Raw genomic sequence first — 18,028 nt, 5'->3', positions numbered from 1 at the left:
GCCGATGCGAATCAGAGCAGTTCTTTTCGACATGGACGGCACCCTGCTCGACACCGCGCCAGACTTCATTGCGATCTGTCAGGCGATGCGAGCGGACCGCGGCATGGCGCCGATGAACGACAAACACATCCGCGACGAGATCTCGGGCGGCGCCAAGGCGATGGTGGCCGTGACCTTCGCCATGGACCCCGAGTCGCCAGGATTCGAGGAACTGCGTCTGGAGTTCCTTGAGCGCTACCTGGTGGGTTGCGCCGTCCATAGCAAATTGTTCGACGGCATGCACGAACTGCTGGCCGACATCGAAAAGGCCAACCTGATCTGGGGCGTCGTCACCAACAAGCCGTTGCGTTTTGCCGAGCCGATCATGCAGCAGCTCGGGCTGGCCGAGCGTTCAGCCCTGCTGATCTGCCCCGACCACGTGAAAAACAGTAAACCGGATCCAGAGCCATTGATCCTCGCTTGCAAGATGCTCGACCTCGACCCGGCCAGCGTGTTGTTCGTCGGCGATGATCTGCGCGATATCGAATCGGGCCGCGATGCGGGCACCCGGACGGCGGCGGTGACTTTCGGCTATATCCACCCGGACGATAACCCGCGGCACTGGGGCGCGGACGTGGTGGTCGATCATCCGCTGGAGTTGCGCAAGGTGCTCGATAGCGCCCTTTGTAGCTGCTGAGCTGCCCCGTTTTTTTGTAGGCGCGAGCTTGCTCGCGAAAGACCTGAGGACGCCGTGGGGGTATCAGGCTTGTCGCGTAATCGTTGACGACCATCGTCGGAACGCCGCCCGGAGCAAGCTCGCTCTCACAATGACCGCGCAACGGTCGCTCCTATTCTGATTTGATGAGGTTTTTATGTTCGATTATTCCGCTCGCCCTGACTTGCTCAAGGATCGGGTTATCCTGGTCACCGGCGCCGGTCGTGGCATTGGCGCCGCCGCCGCGAAAACCTATGCCGCCCATGGCGCAACCGTGCTGCTGCTGGGCAAGACCGAGGCCAATCTGACTCAGGTCTACGACGAAATCGAAGCAGCCGGCCATCCGCAACCCGCAGTCATCCCGTTCAATCTGGAAACCGCCCTGCCCCATCAATACGATGAACTGGCAGCGATGATCGAAAGTGAATTCGGCCACCTCGACGGCTTGTTGCACAACGCGTCGATCATCGGCCCGCGCACACCGATCGAACAGCTCTCCGGCGAAAACTTCATGCGAGTCATGCAAGTCAACGTCAACGCCATGTTCATGCTGACCAGCACATTGCTGCCACTGCTCAAGCTGTCCCAGGATGCTTCGGTGGTCTTCACTTCCAGCAGCGTCGGCCGCAAAGGCCGTGCCTATTGGGGGGCATACGGCGTCTCGAAGTTCGCCACAGAAGGCCTGATGCAAACCCTGGCCGATGAAGTCGACACCGTAGCCCCTGTGCGCTCCAACAGCATCAACCCGGGTGCTACTCGGACCAGCATGCGTGCCCAGGCGTATCCAGGGGAAAACCCGCTGAACAACCCGACGCCCGAAGAGATCATGCCGGTCTATCTGTACCTGATGGGGCCGGACAGCACAGGCATTAACGGCCAGGCGTTCAACGCTCAATAATACCGTGCGTCGCTTTTGTGCCGCGCCGACTTCCCGTCGCGGCACACTAGGCGCGGCGGGTTTTCAGTCAAACAAATGCCGCACAAGTCTTCCCCACCATTTCCGCTATCGCCAACCTATTGATTTCGAAATATTTTTAATAAATCGAACTCTCTGGCATGACTTTCGCTCTACCTTTGCTCAAACAGGCAGTGTGAAAGCAGGCAAACGGCGGTTGAGTCGACAGGTTACTAAACCGCGATAAAGCAGATTAGACTTGTACGAAATGTCCTACGGGACTGACGGACCAGTATGACGTGCAGCCCAAAGCCGCTCTCACCCAGCTTGTAAGACAGCCTTACTGCTCAGGGGCGAACGCCATATGAAATCACCTTCCCAGACCAACGCAATTGACTTTGATAGCGCCAAATTGCAACGCCTGGGCTTTGGTCAGCAGCAACCGTCCCTGGAAAGGCCACTCAGTCTTGCGCAACTGCGCCAGCAACTGAGCCTGCAGCTGCAAACCAGTCTTGAGCCACAACGCATTCTGGGGCTGTTCTTCCGCGAAATTCAGCGACTCGTTCCACTCGATGCCTTGAGCTACCAGCACAAGAGCAGCGACTTGCGCCTGGAGTTCGGTCAACGGGGCCACCACTCCATCAGTTATAACCTCAGCCATGAAGGCGAGCACCTGGGTGAACTGGTGTTTCGCCGCAATCAGCGCTTCACCGAGCAAGAACAAGGCAACCTCGAATCACTGCTGGCCTCGCTCTTGTATCCGATGCGCAACAGCCTGCTTTACCGTGCCGCCACCCAGAGTGCACTGCGTGATCCGCTGACTGACACCGGCAACCGTATCGCCATGGACCAGACGCTGCAGCGGGAAATCGAGCTGTCTCGGCGCCACCTGCAACCGTTATCCCTGCTGATGCTGGACATCGATCACTTCAAGCGAATCAATGACACCCACGGTCACAGCGCCGGTGACGAGGTGCTAAAAGCCGTTGCCGCGTCGATCAAAAGCCAGTTGCGCAACGTGGACATGGTGTTTCGTTACGGGGGCGAAGAGTTCCTGATTCTGCTGTCCAACACCTCCCGGGAGGCGGCGGCCATGATCGGTGAACGATTGCGGGTGGCGGCGCAGGCTGAGGACTATGAGGCCGATGGCCGGGTGATCGGGCTGACTGTCAGCCTCGGCTGCTCGACACTGCTGCCTGGTGAGTCAGTGGAGAGCCTGCTGCGAAGGGCTGACAATGCGCTGTACGTGGCCAAGCGCGAGGGGCGTAACCGGTTGGCAATGGCGGGTTGAGTCTTCAGCAAGGCTGCATAACCAATGTGGGAGCGAGCCTGCTCGCGAAAATGGAATGCCAGTCAACATCAATGTTGATTGATAAACCGTTTTCGCGAGCAGGCTCGCCCCCACAGTTTTAATGCATGTTACTCGGATCAGCTTTCGGCCAGCGCCAGTCGCTCACGTGCTGCCGGCGTTTTTTCCGCAAGTTCCAGCTGCATGCAACGCTCCAGGAACAGGAACATGTAGTCGTAGCTCTTGCACACGGCCTGACGCAATTCCATCTGCAGGGATTTGCTCGGGTTCATGCCCGCCAGGGAGCAGATGATTTCCAGTGCTTCCCACGGATGGGCATCGTCATACTGGGCGTGCATCTTCAGCCACTTCATCGCGCGTTTGCGCTCTTCCTCGGGGAAAGAGGCTGCGTATACGCCACTGGAACACACCAGCGCCGACCACTCCCCGGTCGCACCTTCAATGGCGTAGTTGGTCGCGGCGATGGCCACAATCAGCGAGTCCGCGGAACTGGTGTGCCAGCACCAATGGCTCAAGGCGTGTAGTTCGGGGGCTACCTGTTGCGCCTGCAGATCTTCCAGAGTGACGCCGTGAGCACGGCTCCAGTTCACCCAGTAATCGGCGTGGTTCAATTCGACGCGAATATTGCGCATCAGCCAGCGACGTGCCATGTCTTCGCCCGGGTGGCGGGCAAAGCGGGTCTTGGTCAGGTTTTGTGCCATGTATAACGCGAACTGTTCGACCACCGGCCAGCCACCGATCAGATACTGACGCATGGTCTTTGCACTGAGCTTGTTGTCACGCATGCGCTGATACAGTTCGTGTTCGACAACCCGGCGCTTGCTCTCGCTGCAATCCTGGATCAGGCGCTGGGCCCAGGCCGGATAACTTGCAGCTTCCATGAGTGGTCCGGTTCGGTTGAATGTGTCGATCACTGTCGGGCTCCTTTTGATTGTGATTGTTAGGATCAGCAAGAGATTTCAACGGAACGTGCCAGGCGCCCTGAACAACAAGGGTTGAGGCCTGGCAGGACGACTTTGCAAACTATCGCAGGTAAACAGTTGCGGGCGTTCAATGACATACCCTTGAGCGTAATCCACCCCGATCTCCAGCAATGCCTGCTCGATCAGTGGCGTCTCGACAAACTCGGCAATCGTACGCTTACCCATGACATGACCGATGTGATTGATCACCTCGACCATAGCGCGGTTAATCGGGTCGTCCAGCATATCCTTTACGAAACTCCCGTCGATCTTCAGGAAGTCTACAGGCAAATGTTTCAGGTAGGCGAATGAAGACATTCCGGCGCAAAAATCGTCCAGCGAAAAAAGGCAACCTAAACCCTTGAGTTCATTGATGAATCTGATCGCGCTGCCAAGATTTGAAATAGCACTGGTTTCAGTAATTTCAAAACAAATCATTTCAGCCGGTATCGAATACGTAACGAACTGTTCACGCAGGAAGTCGAGAAACGCCTCGTCTCCGATGGTTGTGCCTGACAGATTGATCGCACACATGGCCAGTGGCCCGTGGCGCTTTTCCGCGCGACACTGGGCAATGATCTTGAACACGTTTTGTACGACCCAACGATCAAGCGAGCTCATCAGGCCATAGCGCTCGGCCGCCGGAATAAAGCTGTCGGGCAAAATCATGCGCCCGGCCTCGTCGTGCAAGCGCAACAGGATTTCGATATGCCCGCTGCCTGCATCGGTATGGCCAAGCGGCGCAATCTCCTGGGCATACAGGCAGAAGCGATCCTCTTCCAGCGCCATGTGCAGGCGCTGTACCCAGGCCATTTCGCCAAAGCGCAGGGACAACTCCGAATCATCGGGATGGTAGACCTGAACCCGGTTACGACCTTTTTCCTTGGCCATGTAGCAGGCCATGTCGGCAGCGCGCAGCGACGCTTCAAGGGTGGTCGGATTCTGCGCGACATGCACCAGGCCGATGCTCACGGTTGTCACGAATGGCCGGCCCTTCCAGACAAAGTGCAGATTCTGCACGGTCTGACGCAGGCTCTCGGCGACTTTCTCCGCCGCGTCCGGCCCACAGTTCTCCAGCAGGATGCCGAACTCGTCACCCCCCAACCGGGCGAGGGTATCGCCCTCACGCAATCCCGATTGCAGCAGCGCGCAGATATGCCGCAGCAATTCGTCACCGGCGGCATGGCCACAGGTATCGTTGACCAGCTTGAATTGATCCAGATCGAGAAACATCAGGGCATGACGCCCCGCCTGCCGGGTCAGCGTGTGCAGTGCCTGCTCCAGGCGATACTCGAACTCGCGACGGTTGGCCAGCCCGGTCAATGCATCGTGGGTGGCCTGCCAGGACAGATTGGCGATGTATTGCCGTTCCTGCGTCATGTCGTGCAGCACCAGTACGGCGCCGCTGACCTTGCCGGCGTTGCGGATCGGCGCGCCGACCAGCGTGACCGACACCGTGCTGCCATCGAGGCGTTGAATCAACTTGGAATGTTCACTGCCACCGCTGAGATGACCACTGAGAATGCGCTCGATCAACGTGAAACCGTCGGTCTGGGCATTCTCGTCCAGCAGATTGAACAAGGCCGCCAGCGGCAATCCGGTCGCCTGCTCGGCCTTCCAGTGAGTCAAGGCTTCGGCGGCCGGGTTCATGTAGGCAATGGCGCCTTCGACGTCGGTGGTAATCACCCCGTCGCCGATCGATTGCAGGGTGATCTGCGCCCGGTCCTTCTCCAGTTGCAGAGCGTCAGCGAAGGCGTGGCGTTGCTTGAGCAGTTTGTGGGTGCGCATCAAGGCCAACGCGATCAAGCCCAGCGCGGTGGCGAGGTTGGTCACCAGCAACAGGCGCAGAATGACTCGCGACCCCTCTCCCAATGCGTCACTGAAGGCTTTTGCTGCGGGTGTCACCTCATCGTTGATCGCAAAAATCTGCGCCTTCCAGCGCTTGATATCGTCATCGGACGCCGGGCTGGTGGAGATGTGCTGATGCATATCCTGCGCAACGTCATCCAGCTTGACCAGGTACGCATCTCCCACCGTCCAGAGATCGATGGCCTTTTCGAGGTAACTGAAGTGGCGGAAATTGAGGTACAGCCAGATCAGACTGGAAACGTCATCCGGATGGTTGCCACCTTTGAGAATCGCCAGGCGCGCCGCTTCGATATTCGGCGGTTGATGATCCAGCGCTACCCGCAACTCGTGACCACCCTGGGGCACGGAAATCGCATTCTGGTATTTGCGGAAAATCGAGGCGTCACGACTGTCGGCGTACAGATTGAGGTAATAGATGGCGTCTTTTTGGCCTTTGGACCACAGGCTTTCACCGGCGACATAGCCGCGAACCGCCGACAGCACATAAAGGCTAACGCCACCCAACAAGGCTTGAAACACCACAACGGCGATAAATGGCCAGACAATGCCCAACAACCGTGGCGTTCCGAGTGTCCGCGTTTGATTCATGAGGTCCCTTGCATAAGCACTACTTGATCGTCTTCCGGACGTAATCGCTACAGCTAGACTAGGGGCTGATCTCATTCCCGGCAAGCCGGGATATTTAGGGAGGCCAAGATATATATACCGCCTCGAAGCGGCTTGAAGTGTTGAAGCTGGCGCTCTTTCCATTCGAGAGCGGAACCCGTCATGCAATTACCGACTTCAACTTCAGAACAGCATCACGCCGGGCAACTGGCGGAATACGATTCCTTACTGTCGCAACTGCGCAAAATACCCACCTCAGGCATCCATACAGACAACACTTATCTGACCCCAAAGCCCTTTTCGCCGCTGGCTCTAGAGTTCGACAAAGGAAGTGCGCATATCGCCGAAGTGGTTCAGAGCGTCGGCGCAGAGGTTCGTCCAGATCGCCTGCTGTGCCTCACGCATATCTTGAAGTACTACGGGCTTACAGTGCCTGAGCATCAAGATGCCACAACCCTTGCCCCATTGATTCGCGAGCTGGAAGAAAGAAGCGCGAACCACCGGCTGGGTCTGGAACAGGGCCTTGATATCAGCCGCCTTTTGTCTGCCGACGATCGTTCGAAGATCGATAACGAAATCAGCCTGGTTCTGGGTGATGAAGAAACGCCCATCATTGACCGCCTGGCAAGAGAGGCTGATCCGGACGTTACCCCCGAACAGATGCGATTGACGCCCGAAGTCTGCCTGCTGCGCTTGCTCGACAGCCATAAGGCTCGTTATCTGACCCAACGCTTGATCGACGCATTGGGCTGGTACGGCGCTCGTCCCGGTGAAAATCCTGCTCCGGGTATCGGCCCCCGGCTTCTGGCCCAAGCACTGCTTGTCTGGTACAGCCCGTCCCCCACCGAATCACCCGACACCATTGCCGGCTATCGTCTGCAACAACGTGCCAACCAAGGCAAAAGCTATCAACGTCTTCGCAGTGAATTCGAGAATCATCTGCTCGATTCGGGGCAAGTCACCACGCCCCTGGAAAAAATCGTGCTCGGGCGTTTGCTGCTGCGACAGTTTCCGATTGAGTTTCAGGTGCGCAACATTCCGCAAGATCTTCCCTATGCGACCTCCGTCGTCTGGGTCAACTTTGTCCATGGCGCCACGCTCGCACACGCCCTCGATCCGGGACTGCTGCAGCGTCTGACGTTTCAGCAACTGGTGGATTTACCCTTGCGCAAAAGTGAAAAGGCCCCAAAAGCGTTGCTTGATCTGATTGCATTGACGCGACTCGCCGCTGCCCGCGAGTGGACCAGGGCCACAGGTGCCATTGCTCCGACCCACGAGACTGCGACAGAAGCCTTGTCCGACCCGATCAACGCTCTGGAAAAATACACGAAGCAATTGAATGCGGCGATTATCCAGATGACGGTAGAACCGCCACAGCGGTTGGAGCTCGCCAGTAAATGCCTGAAAGAGGCGTTTAGCGGCCGATTGGTTGGCCCGCACGACATAAGACTGATGCGCGACGACGGCTACGCTGGAAAACGCGTAGAACGAAACGTGATCGAGACGCCGACGGTACCAGGAAGAACCTACCCCCTGGTTGAGGTGTACGCTTCGGGCGGCTTGTCGCCCAACACAAAGTGGTATGTCAGCAACGACGGCAAGATCGGGACTTTCTGGATAAGTCTGTCAAGCAAGGGCACTCTCGAGCATGGCCTTACGAAGCAGCACACTGACCCCAAACCATTTCTTTTAATTCCCCCCGACGTATCCCTGCCCGACGTTCCGGCCCTGTTCGACAAACGCTTCAGCAGCTATCTCGATAAAGCCAAAGATGCCTATGAAACCTTGATCAAAAACCAGCTCGTGACGTTGCCCTGGGTTGATCGCCAGGCTCTGGAACATGGAGAAGTCAGGGTCTACACCCTGAGGGAAGAAACCTCGAAAATCAAAGCGGATGACGAGACCAGTGAACTGATAATGCCCCTCCGAGCGCGCATGGGGTTCGTTCTGCGAGCCGATTATCGCGGCAAGGCGTCGTTTTACGAGTGCCTTCCCCGCGCTGGATTGATACGGATACGAACAGATGTTTCAGTCAAAATGGTCGGTGGCTACCGCAAAAACTTCCTTGTTCCCGATTTTTTCGATGACGACTACAACGTTATCCCCATTACGGGTGGCAACAAACTGCCGTTCGATTGGGAAGCCCACAAGAAAGGCATAAAACCGAAGCAGGGAGCGACCTGCTACGCCATTCTCGAACAACTGGGCGACCCCCTTAGCTGTTCATTGATCCCGCTGGCACATCACGACATCACCGCGAACCTGACGCTGTCCTCGTCCCGCTCCCGGTAAATTGCCTCTTTCATTTCGAAAAACCTGTTCTATCTCGACGAAAAGGAACTGCGGGCCCAAGCCTGGGGAGAAACGAAATTCGAGCGTGATCGTGATGAAAAACACTGGCTGTACGAGCTAAAACCCTTCATCCCGTTCTGGGGCAGCCTCGACGATTTGCAATCCGACAAATTCGGCAATCGAGTCCTCGGGGTGATAGGGCTGATTGTCGATGTCGTTTCCTTTGCCCTGCCTTTGGGGAAGTTCGCCGCTGGCAGCATGAGGCTGGCCATCCAGGCCGGCCGAATGGGAATTCGGGCAACGCTTCCCTCTCTGGGCAAGCTTTCGACGAACCTTCTGACCGCCAATCTGAGAAATTTCAATCCTCTGGACGCCCTGCCTACCCTTCTGAAGTCGTCTGTTCGGGGCGTTCGAGCGGGCAGCCGCGCATTGAGTCATCTCGAAAACAAAGCAATGTTCAAACTCAAGAAGCTGGCCGGACGGGCTGATGAGTACGATTTCCCCCACGGCCTGACCCAGATGACCGATCCGGGGCATTGGCGCCCGCTGACAGATGCCGATCAACTTGCCATCGTCAAAGGCATTGAAGACGTCCCCGTGCGTAACGTTGTGCCATTGGGATTCCGGCACTACCTGATCGATCCGCTGTCCTCTCGCCCATTCGGGCCGTTGCTGACGACTCACGCCCACGATCTCTCGCTGGGTCGTTCCAGCTACCCCCCACTGAAGAACAGTGATGCGCATGTCTTCGTTGAATTACCCGAGAAAACCAGTGTCCGGGAAGTGCTGGAAATCGATGGCCGCACCACGGTACTCATCGACGACTTGCCATACCGACTCGATGGCAATGATTTACGCCGCGTCGACCTGATCGATGACAGCAACGCATTGACCCTGGTGCCCTGCCGGCCACGTCGCGCGCCAAACGGCAAGAGTGATTGCCTCAGCAGTTTTGTGACGAGCGAGCCGGCTCCCACGCCGGAAATCGGTTCGTTCGACGAAACCAAAGATTACGCGCCATGGTTTGGCGACCGGGTATCCGTGCCGGTTGAGCGACCGCCTCATGCAGGTCAGTTTCTGACCCATGAAGGTAATCTTTATTACATCACCGATGGCGTCCCGAGCCTCTACAAAGGTGACATCAGCCAACTCGGCTTTGCCAAGAAATGGCTGGTACCGAGCAAAGAAATACCGGCCAGTCTGATGTTCCGTAAAGGTATTTACGGCCGCATAGAGGTTAAAGGCGTCTATGAGGGCGCTGAGGACTCACATCAGATCGGGGCCATTCTGGTGCCGTCCCTCGATGAGTCCAGCACTTATGTGTTTACCCGGATCAACACCGATAAGTATTACGTCGCGACAGTACCCAAGGGACAAAGCTTGAGCGAGCCGCTGACCTTGAAACGCCTGCTCAAACCCGACATGGCCGAAGGCACGCTGGGAGAGGAATTGTTATTGGTCTACGCCGGATCGCTGAGTGCCAATAACATCGCGCGCATCCACGGGGTCGAAGCCATTTCGCGAGCAATGAAAACCATGGAGGAGATCGCCATTCCCATCGGAACGAACCCGATCCCGGCGACCAGCATGAAACACTTGAAGGTAGACACCAGCCCTGGAGAGGCGTTGATGTTCGATCATTCGACCCGAATGATCGTCACGCAATTGCCGCAAGGCGCCACGTCCTGGAGCCGAAGCAAGGACGCCCCGGAAGCTCTGCGGCAAAGAACGGCGCATATTTTCGATACCCTGTTCGAGTCGCCGACCATCGATGCCAGCAACGTGAACAGCGCGCTGCGGATCAACCAGACCATGGAAAAGCTCCACCAACTGATCCCTCGGCGCCAACGCTCCTACAACCCGAGGAACATCGCCTACGCCGAGGTCATGACCACTGCCGGGCAACGGGAAGTTTATGTCAGCGTTTCAGGGGGCCAGCAAGCGACCAGTCATTTGCCGCTGTTCAAGCAGAACCTGGGCGCGGATCAAGTCAGGGTCGGCGATACCGTCTACTTCAACATCGACCTGAATCAACACTTTCCTGTTACATCCCTTGATGTGACCAATCAAGGCAAGCTGCTGGCCGTGCCGACGACCATCAAGGACATAGGGACCTACAAGCCAGTGCAAACGGCCAAGCCCACGTCTCTGGACAGCGAAAGCAAGTTGATCCGCGTGATTCGGGAAAAATACCCCGATCCTGCAACGATCAAATCCGTCGACGTCGCTACGACAATGCGCCCTTGCGAGTCATGCTCGATCGTGGTGAAGGAGTTCGGTTACGACGGCGGGGAAAATGCGCTCCAAGTGTTGTGGAATTGACCTACAACTGCTGCAAATGCCCATAAAGCTTGGCATACAGGCCACCCTCAGCGATCAACTGCTGGTGGTCGCCATCCTCGGCGATTTGCCCACCGTCGAACACCAGCACCCTGTCGGCCTGCTTCACCGCCGACAGTCGGTGGGCGATGATCAGCGTGGTGCGGTTACTCAGGAACCGCGCCATCGCTTGATGCAGGTTGTATTCGGTGGCGGCGTCCAGCGCCGAAGTAGCCTCATCGAGGATCACCACTTTCGGCTCAGCCAGCACCATCCGCGCAATGGCCAGGCGTTGCCGCTGACCACCGGACAGGCGCACGCCGGAGCGCCCGACGATGCTGTCCAGGCCATTGGGCAGTTCTCGTATCGTGGCGTGCAACTGCGCGATTTCCAGCGCATGCCAGCACGCTTCGTCACTGCGTTCGCGGCCCATGGTCAGGTTGGCGCGCACGGTGTCGTTGAACAGCGCCGGGTGTTGCAGGACTACGGCGACGTTTTCCCGGACCGTTTCCAGACCGATCTCTTGCTGAGTCGAACCGCCGAAACGAATGGTGCCGGCCAGTGGCGTGTACAAGCCCAGCAGCAGTTGCACCAGGGTGCTCTTGCCACCGCCACTGGCCCCGACGATCGCGACTTTCTCGCCGGGGGCGATCGACAGGTTCATCTGGTTCAACACCAGCTCGTCACCGTAGCCGAAACTCAAGCCCTGAACCTCGATGCCCACCGTCTCGCGGCCATTGAACGGATCGACCCCTTTGGGGTACCCCGGCTCATCGGCGCGGGACAGCAGTTCGTTGATTCGAGACAGGGCACCGCCCGCAGCGTAATAGGCGTATTGCAGGTTCAACAGCTGTTCAACCGGCCCGATCATGAACCACAGGTAGCTGAAGACCGCGAGCATCTGGCCGATGGACAGGTCCGAGAACAGCACCGTCAGCATTGCCGCGGCGCGGAAAATATCGATACCGAACTGGAACAACAAGCCGCTGGCGCGGTTTGAGGCATCGGTTTTCCATTGCGAACTCACCGCGTAATCACGGACTTCCCTGGCTCGCAGCCCGAGGCGACCGAGGAAAAAACCCTGACGGTTGCCGGCACGCACTTCCTGGATAGCATCAAGGGTTTCGGTCAACGCCTGGGTGAAGCGCGAGGTACTGTCGTTCTCGAGCTTCTTCAGGTGCTTGACCCGCTTGCCCAACTGCACCGTGGCGTAGATCACCAGTGGGTTGAACAACAGAATCAGCAGCGCCAGTTTCCAGTGCATCCACATCAGAATGCCCGCGGTCCCCACCAGCGTCAGCATGGCCACGAGGAAACGGCTGAGGGTTTCGCCGACGAACTTGTCCAGGGTGTCCAGGTCGGTGACCAGGTGCGTGGTCACCGTGCCGCTGCCCAGGCTTTCGTATTCCCCCAGCGAAATACGCTTGAGGCGCTCAATCAGACGGATGCGTATGCGGTAGACGATGTCCTTGGCCAGCGCCGCGAACAGCCGCGCCTGCACCACGTTAAACAGCAAGGCAGCGCAACGCAGCGTGAGGGTCACCAGCAGCATCAGGCCAATGTACCCGGGAGCCTTCTGCCAGGCTCCCGGCAGCGCGTGGTTCATGATTTTCAGCGCAGCGTCACCGTGGCCGAGCAACACTTCGTCCACCAGCAATGGCAAGAGCAAAGGGATGGGCACACTGCACAAGGTCGCCAGCACGGCCACGCCGTTGGCGATCCACAGGGATTTCTTGTGATGAAGCGCCAGACGACGGATTTCCGCCCAGCTCAACCGATCGACACGTTTTACGCTTGCGCTGTCGTCGGGCAGGTCATGCACAGGCAGCGCGCTCCAGCCAGCGGCCGAGCAACGGGGAAAGCACACTGAGCGGCTGATAACCATTGGTCAGCAGCGCCAATTGACCATTTCGCTCAGCCAGCAAGGTCGGGAAACCGGCAATGCCCAAGTCCTGGACCCAGGTGAAATCGGCAGCCGTTGCGGCGTGTGTATCGGCACGATCGAACGCTGCGGCGAACTCGATGCGCGGCAGGCCGGCCCGCTCCGCCAGCTCCACCAGAACGCTGGCGTGAGTGACATCGCGACCTTCAGCGTAAAACGCATGCTGAATCAGCCCCAGCAGTTTCCAGGCGCAATCCGGCGCCAAACCGCGCGCCGTCACCAGCGCCCGACAGGCGGGTTCGGTGTCATAGACGAATCCATCCGGCAAGGCACCTTCCAGCTTGAATGGCTGGCCGGTGGCCTCGGTGACCGCCTGCCAGTGTTCAAGGATGTAACGCCGGGTGGTCGGTTCAAGCGCCGCGCCACTGCCGGTGCGCAACCCGCCCACCACCAGATGCACGTCCACCCCCGCTGCCTGCGCCTGCTCGACCAGCGCGTTGGCCACCGGCGCAAAGCCCCAGCACCAGGAGCACATTGGGTCCATCACGTAGAGCAGGCGACATGCAGACATGATTCAAGCCTCGGAGTTGATTTGCTTGTAGTTGTAGCCGATCGGGTGAGGCATGTTGCGAGCCTTGGCCAGTTCGATCTGCTTTTGCCGATCGATGGCGCTGCGACGGGTTTTCTCGCTCAGTTTGTCCCAGCAATGCGGGCAACTGATACCGGCCACGTAATGTTCGGATGCACGGTCTTCGACGCTGACCGGCGTACGGCAGGCGTGGCATTGATCGTAGTCGCCTTCGCTCAGATCGTGACGAACGGTCACGCGGTTATCGAACACGAAGCAGTCGCCCTGCCATTTGGTTTCTTCCTGCGGCACCTCTTCGAGGTACTTCAGGATGCCTCCCTTGAGGTGATAAACCTCATCGAAGCCTTCACTGAGCATATAGCTCGAAGCCTTTTCGCAACGAATGCCGCCGGTGCAGAACATCGCGACCTTCTTGTGCACGGCCGGGTCGAAGTTGGCTTTGATGTAATCGGGAAATTCGCGAAAACTGGTGGTTTTCGGGTCGATGGCCCCTTCAAAGGTGCCGATCGACACTTCATAGTCGTTGCGGGTGTCGATCAACAACACTTCCGGATCGCTGATCAGCGCGTTCCAGTCCTGCGGATCAACATAGGTGCCGACCTTTTTGTTCGGGTCCACACCTTCCACGCCCAGGGTAACGATTTCTTTCTTGAGTTTGACTTTGGTGCGATAGAACGGCTGCTCGTCGCAGTACGACTCTTTGTGATCGATGTCGTCCATGCGCGGGTCGTTCTTGAGCCAGGCCATGAGCCCGTCGATGCCTTCACGGCTGCCGGACACGGTGCCGTTGATGCCCTCTTCGGCGATCAGCAGCGTGCCTTTGATGCCGTTGTCGACCATCGCCTTGAGCAGGGGCTCGCGCAGGTCGACGTAATTTTCCAGGGTGACGAACTTATACAGTGCCGCCACGACAATCTGTTGTGTCATGGGTGATTCTCCAGGTGGCTACCCTCGTAAGGGGTGAACCGGATGCGAAAAAAAACGCGCCGGGTGAGCGGCGCGTTGCAGATTCTAACAAAAACCGTGTGCTTTAGGACGGCGAGATGACTTTGTGGCCAGGGAGTTTGCTCCCTCGCCACAACAGCCCATCACATTAATGGCTGCCGCCGGCACAGGTCGGCGAGGCCGGAGCCGCATCGATCTGCGCCCACTCCTCAGGCGTATAGGTATGCAGTGCCAACGCATGGAATTCGCCCATCAGTTCGCCCAGCGTGCCATAGACTTTCTGGTGACGCTTGACGCGGCTGAGCCCGGCAAACTGCTCGCTGACCACGACGGCCTTGTAATGGGTCTGCAGCCCGCGACTGTGCATGTGGCTTTCATCGAGCACCTGTAGATGCTGGGGCTGTAGCAGACCCAGCGTCGATTCGATGCGTTGTTGCATGGTCATACCAGACTCCGCTTAAGGCTTTTTCTTGGCTGGAGCGGTCGCGTCTTTCGGCGTCAGCTCGTCGGTCATGTCCGCCAGCAGCTTGTTGACCACAGGCACCGCGCTTTCCAGCTTGGCTTGAGTCATCTGGGCCGATTGCTGAGTCAGCTGCGGCATTTTTTCCAGGACTTTCTTGCCCAGTGGCGACTGGTAGAACGCCACCAGGTCCTTGAGTTCGGACTCGGTGAAGTTGCTGGTGTAGAGCTTGACCATGTCTGGCTTGAGCTTGTTCCAGCCAATGGCCTGGTCCAGGGCGGCGTTAGCCTTGGCCTGGTAGGTTTCGAGTACGGCTTTTTTCGAATCCGGGGCTTTGGTTTGCTGGAAGCGTTGAGCGAACATCTGCTGAACTTGCATGTACACCGGAGTGCCCAATTTGTCAGCGTGCGCCAGGGTCAGGAAAGCCTCGGCACTGGCGTTGTGGCTGGCGGTATCGGCAAAAACCTGGCCGCTGGCGCAAACCAGTGCAACCGCGGTACAGATGGCACGAAGACGAGTCATCGAGTTTCCTTTTCTAGCAGGCGAGGTAAAACCCCAAGGACGTCCATTCTGCGCCTAAAAAAGTGTGTCACTCAACCCCAAGCCTTGTCGCGCCTGATTTAGAGGGGTTGAATGGACACAATCCAGACTGATGGAACCACGGCCGTCGATCACGGCCTAAACTGCGCAATCGAACTGACAGGAGTGTGACCGATGAGCCGTATCGAAACCGACAGCCTTGGCCAGGTTGAAGTCCCGGATGACGCCTACTGGGGCGCTCAGACGCAACGCTCACTGGTTAACTTTGCCATTGGCACCGAACGCATGCCCTTGGCCGTGCTGCATGGCCTGGCGCTGATCAAGAAAGCCGCGGCCCGGGTCAACGACCGTAATGGCGACCTGCCCGCCGACATCGCCCGATTGATCGAACAAGCGGCCGATGAAGTGATCGACGGCAGCCATGACGATCAATTTCCCCTGGTGGTCTGGCAAACCGGTAGCGGTACCCAGAGCAACATGAACGTTAACGAAGTGATTGCCGGTCGCGCCAACGAACTGGCCGGCAACGCGCGTGGCGGCAAGTCGCCGGTGCACCCCAACGATCACGTCAATCGCTCCCAGAGTTCCAACGACTGTTTCCCCACCGCCATGCACATTGCTGCCGCCCAGGCCGTGCAACATCACTTGCTGCCGGCGATCAACGAATTGTCGGGTGGCCTGGCCGAGCTGGCGGCGCGCCACATGAAGCTGGTCAAGACTGGCCGCACGCACATGATGGACGCAACGCCGATTACCTTCGGCCAGGAAATCTCGGCATTCATCGCGCAACTGGATTACGCCGAACGGGCAATCCGCAGCGCACTGCCGGCCGTTTGTGAACTGGCCCAGGGCGGTACCGCAGTGGGCACCGGGCTGAATTCGCCCCACGGCTTCGGTGAGGCCATCGCTGCAGAGCTGGCCGCCCTTTCCGGCCTGCCGTTCGTCACCGCGCCCAACAAATTCGCCGCGCTGGCTGGCCATGAACCGCTGACCACGCTGTCCGGTGCGTTGAAAACCCTCGCCGTGACGTTGATGAAAATCGCCAATGACTTGCGCCTGCTGGGTTCCGGGCCACGTGCCGGATTGGCCGAGGTGAAGCTGCCGGCCAACGAACCGGGGAGTTCGATCATGCCCGGCAAGGTCAACCCGACCCAATGCGAAGCCTTGTCGATGCTGGCCTGTCAGGTGCTGGGCAACGACGTCACCATCGGCTTCGCCGCAAGTCAGGGGCACTTGCAACTGAACGTGTTCAAACCGGTGATCATCCACAACTTGCTGCAATCGATCCGTCTGTTGGGCGACGGCTGCAGCAACTTCCAGCAGCATTGCATCGCCGGCCTGGAACCGGATGCCGAGAAAATGGCGGAGCACCTGGAACGGGGGTTGATGCTGGTGACCGCGCTGAACCCGCACATCGGCTACGACAAATCGGCGGAAATTGCCAAAAAAGCCTACGCCGAAGGGCTGACCCTGCGTGAAGCGGCCATTGGATTGGGGTATTTGACCGATGAGCAGTTTGACGCGTGGGTGCGGCCGGAGAATATGCTGGAGGCTGGCGCCAAGGGCTGAGTGTTTCTGCGTCTTATTAGTCGGTATTCGCGAGCAGGCTCGCTCCCACATTAAACTGCGCACGCGGTCAAATGTGGGAGCGAGCCTGCTCGCGATGAACGATAACGAGAATCAGCTTGCTGCCATCCGCACTTTCCGTGCCTTGAGCCCGGCAATCAACGATGGCCCCAACGCCACCAACGCCGACCCCAGCACCACCAGCACCGCCCCGCCATAGCCCAGGCCATTGATCGTCTCGGCGTGCACATATTCGGGCCACCACAGCGCCGCCAGGGCCACGGCACCAAAAGTCACCAAAGGCGTAATCGCCAGTGTCGCGCTCACTCGCGAAGCTTCCCAATGGGCCAACGCCTCGGCAAAAGCGCCGTAGGCAATCAGGGTGTTCATGCAGCAGGCCAGCAGCAGCCAGCCTTGCAGCGGGTTCAATTGCAGGGCTTCGAGCGGATGCACCCACGGCGTCAGCAATAGCCCGCAGAACAGGTAGATCACCATCATCACCTGTAACGAATTCCACACCGTCAGCAACTGCTTCTGCCCCAGTGCATAAAAGGTCCAGACCGTGGATGCCAACAGCACCAGCAGCACGCCGGCGGTGTAATCGGTCAACGAGGTCAGCAACTCACTCAAACGCTGATTGAAAAACAGGGCAAAACCGACCAGCAGCACCAGCAAGCCAATCCCCTGCCCCACACTGAAGCGTTCCTTGAACACGAACACACTGGCGATCAGCAACATGATCGGCCCCATCTGCACCACCAGTTGCGCGGTGCCGGGGCTGAGCAGGTTCAGGCCCATCAAATACAACACGTAGTTGCCTACCAGGCCGAGCACCGCCATCAACACCAGCCAGCCTCCGCGCGGTCCGAGCACTCGGCGACTCGGTAAACGCCGGGTCGCTGCCAGGTAGATGAACAGGCAGCCACCGGACACCATCAGGCGAAACCAGGTCACCGTGACCGGGTCCATCACCAGCAATACCTGTTTGAGCTTGATCGGCAGGATTCCCCACAGCAGCGCGGTCAGCAAGGCCAGGAACAGACCGTAAACCCAGCGACCCGATGAAATGTGCATGTGATCCCCAGCGCGAAGGTTCAAGA

General features: G+C 58.3%; 14 protein-coding genes. 6 read left to right on the top strand and 8 right to left on the bottom strand.

Going from position 1 to position 18,028, the window contains the following annotated elements; all coding sequences use genetic code 11:
* Nucleotides 1-4: 4 nt before the first annotated feature.
* The 3 genes from mupP (at nucleotide 5) to ACGJAX_RS14040 (ending at nucleotide 2,880) form a co-directional block, all read left to right on the top strand.
* Complete coding sequence (gene mupP / locus ACGJAX_RS14050; protein WP_090317892.1) at nucleotides 5-676, top strand: N-acetylmuramic acid 6-phosphate phosphatase MupP; 672 nt, start codon at nucleotides 5-7, stop codon at nucleotides 674-676.
* 175 nt (nucleotides 677-851) lie between these two features.
* Nucleotides 852-1,592 carry a YciK family oxidoreductase gene (locus ACGJAX_RS14045; RefSeq protein WP_247255389.1) on the top strand — a complete coding sequence of 247 codons (741 nt, stop codon included), beginning with the start codon at nucleotides 852-854 and terminating at the stop codon, nucleotides 1,590-1,592.
* 361 nt (nucleotides 1,593-1,953) lie between these two features.
* On the top strand, nucleotides 1,954-2,880 hold the full coding sequence (locus ACGJAX_RS14040; RefSeq protein WP_247255388.1) for a GGDEF domain-containing protein: 927 nt from the start codon (nucleotides 1,954-1,956) through the stop codon (nucleotides 2,878-2,880).
* A 137-nt stretch (nucleotides 2,881-3,017) separates the two neighbouring features.
* On the opposite strand, the gene ACGJAX_RS14035 is transcribed toward ACGJAX_RS14040, so the two are convergent.
* Both ACGJAX_RS14035 and ACGJAX_RS14030 read right to left on the bottom strand, forming a co-directional pair.
* Entirely contained in the window at nucleotides 3,018-3,779 is a 762-nt protein-coding gene (locus ACGJAX_RS14035; protein WP_390959504.1) for an iron-containing redox enzyme family protein, read from the bottom strand.
* A 78-nt stretch (nucleotides 3,780-3,857) separates the two neighbouring features.
* The gene (locus ACGJAX_RS14030; RefSeq protein ID WP_090317881.1) at nucleotides 3,858-6,317 is read right to left on the bottom strand and encodes an EAL domain-containing protein; all 2,460 of its coding nucleotides are present in this window, start codon (nucleotides 6,315-6,317) and stop codon (nucleotides 3,858-3,860) included.
* Between the two features lie 180 nt (nucleotides 6,318-6,497).
* Here ACGJAX_RS14030 and ACGJAX_RS14025 point away from each other — a divergent pair, with 180 nt between their 5' ends.
* Nucleotides 6,498-8,627 carry a hypothetical protein gene (locus ACGJAX_RS14025; RefSeq protein WP_390959502.1) on the top strand — a complete coding sequence of 710 codons (2,130 nt, stop codon included), beginning with the start codon at nucleotides 6,498-6,500 and terminating at the stop codon, nucleotides 8,625-8,627.
* A gap of 453 nt (nucleotides 8,628-9,080) precedes the next feature.
* Nucleotides 9,081-10,949, top strand: a complete 1,869-nt coding sequence (locus ACGJAX_RS14020) for a hypothetical protein (RefSeq protein ID WP_390959500.1) — start codon at nucleotides 9,081-9,083, stop codon at nucleotides 10,947-10,949.
* 1 nt (nucleotide 10,950) lies between these two features.
* On the opposite strand, the gene ACGJAX_RS14015 is transcribed toward ACGJAX_RS14020, so the two are convergent.
* The 5 genes from ACGJAX_RS14015 to ACGJAX_RS13995 form a co-directional block, all read right to left on the bottom strand.
* Nucleotides 10,951-12,768 carry an ATP-binding cassette domain-containing protein gene (locus tag ACGJAX_RS14015; RefSeq protein ID WP_390959498.1) on the bottom strand — a complete coding sequence of 606 codons (1,818 nt, stop codon included), beginning with the start codon at nucleotides 12,766-12,768 and terminating at the stop codon, nucleotides 10,951-10,953.
* Entirely contained in the window at nucleotides 12,761-13,363 is a 603-nt protein-coding gene (locus ACGJAX_RS14010; protein WP_174552473.1) for a DsbA family protein, read from the bottom strand. Before ACGJAX_RS14010 ends, ACGJAX_RS14015 begins: the two co-directional genes overlap by 8 nt.
* Nucleotides 13,364-13,402: 39 nt before the next feature.
* Nucleotides 13,403-14,344 carry a rhodanese-related sulfurtransferase gene (locus ACGJAX_RS14005; protein ID WP_090317862.1) on the bottom strand — a complete coding sequence of 314 codons (942 nt, stop codon included), beginning with the start codon at nucleotides 14,342-14,344 and terminating at the stop codon, nucleotides 13,403-13,405.
* Nucleotides 14,345-14,510: 166 nt separating this feature from the next.
* Nucleotides 14,511-14,807 (bottom strand): BolA family transcriptional regulator, encoded by a 297-nt coding sequence (locus tag ACGJAX_RS14000; RefSeq protein WP_090317859.1) that lies wholly within the window; start codon nucleotides 14,805-14,807, stop codon nucleotides 14,511-14,513.
* A 12-nt stretch (nucleotides 14,808-14,819) separates the two neighbouring features.
* A complete protein-coding gene (locus ACGJAX_RS13995; protein ID WP_090317856.1) occupies nucleotides 14,820-15,344 on the bottom strand; it encodes a DUF2059 domain-containing protein in 525 nt (174 codons plus the stop codon).
* A 192-nt stretch (nucleotides 15,345-15,536) separates the two neighbouring features.
* Here ACGJAX_RS13995 and ACGJAX_RS13990 point away from each other — a divergent pair, with 192 nt between their 5' ends.
* A complete protein-coding gene (locus tag ACGJAX_RS13990) occupies nucleotides 15,537-16,931 on the top strand; it encodes a class II fumarate hydratase (RefSeq protein WP_090317853.1) in 1,395 nt (464 codons plus the stop codon).
* A gap of 111 nt (nucleotides 16,932-17,042) precedes the next feature.
* Here ACGJAX_RS13990 and ACGJAX_RS13985 read toward each other — a convergent pair whose 3' ends face one another.
* Nucleotides 17,043-18,002 (bottom strand): DMT family transporter, encoded by a 960-nt coding sequence (locus tag ACGJAX_RS13985; protein WP_247255384.1) that lies wholly within the window; start codon nucleotides 18,000-18,002, stop codon nucleotides 17,043-17,045.
* Nucleotides 18,003-18,028 lie beyond the last annotated feature (26 nt).

The sequence above is a fragment of the Pseudomonas moorei genome (assembly GCF_042846945.1).
GTDB classification, from domain to species: domain Bacteria; phylum Pseudomonadota; class Gammaproteobacteria; order Pseudomonadales; family Pseudomonadaceae; genus Aquipseudomonas; species Aquipseudomonas moorei.
The sequence above is the reverse complement of the archived record's forward strand: the minus strand, read 5'-3'. Positions and strand labels throughout refer to the sequence as shown.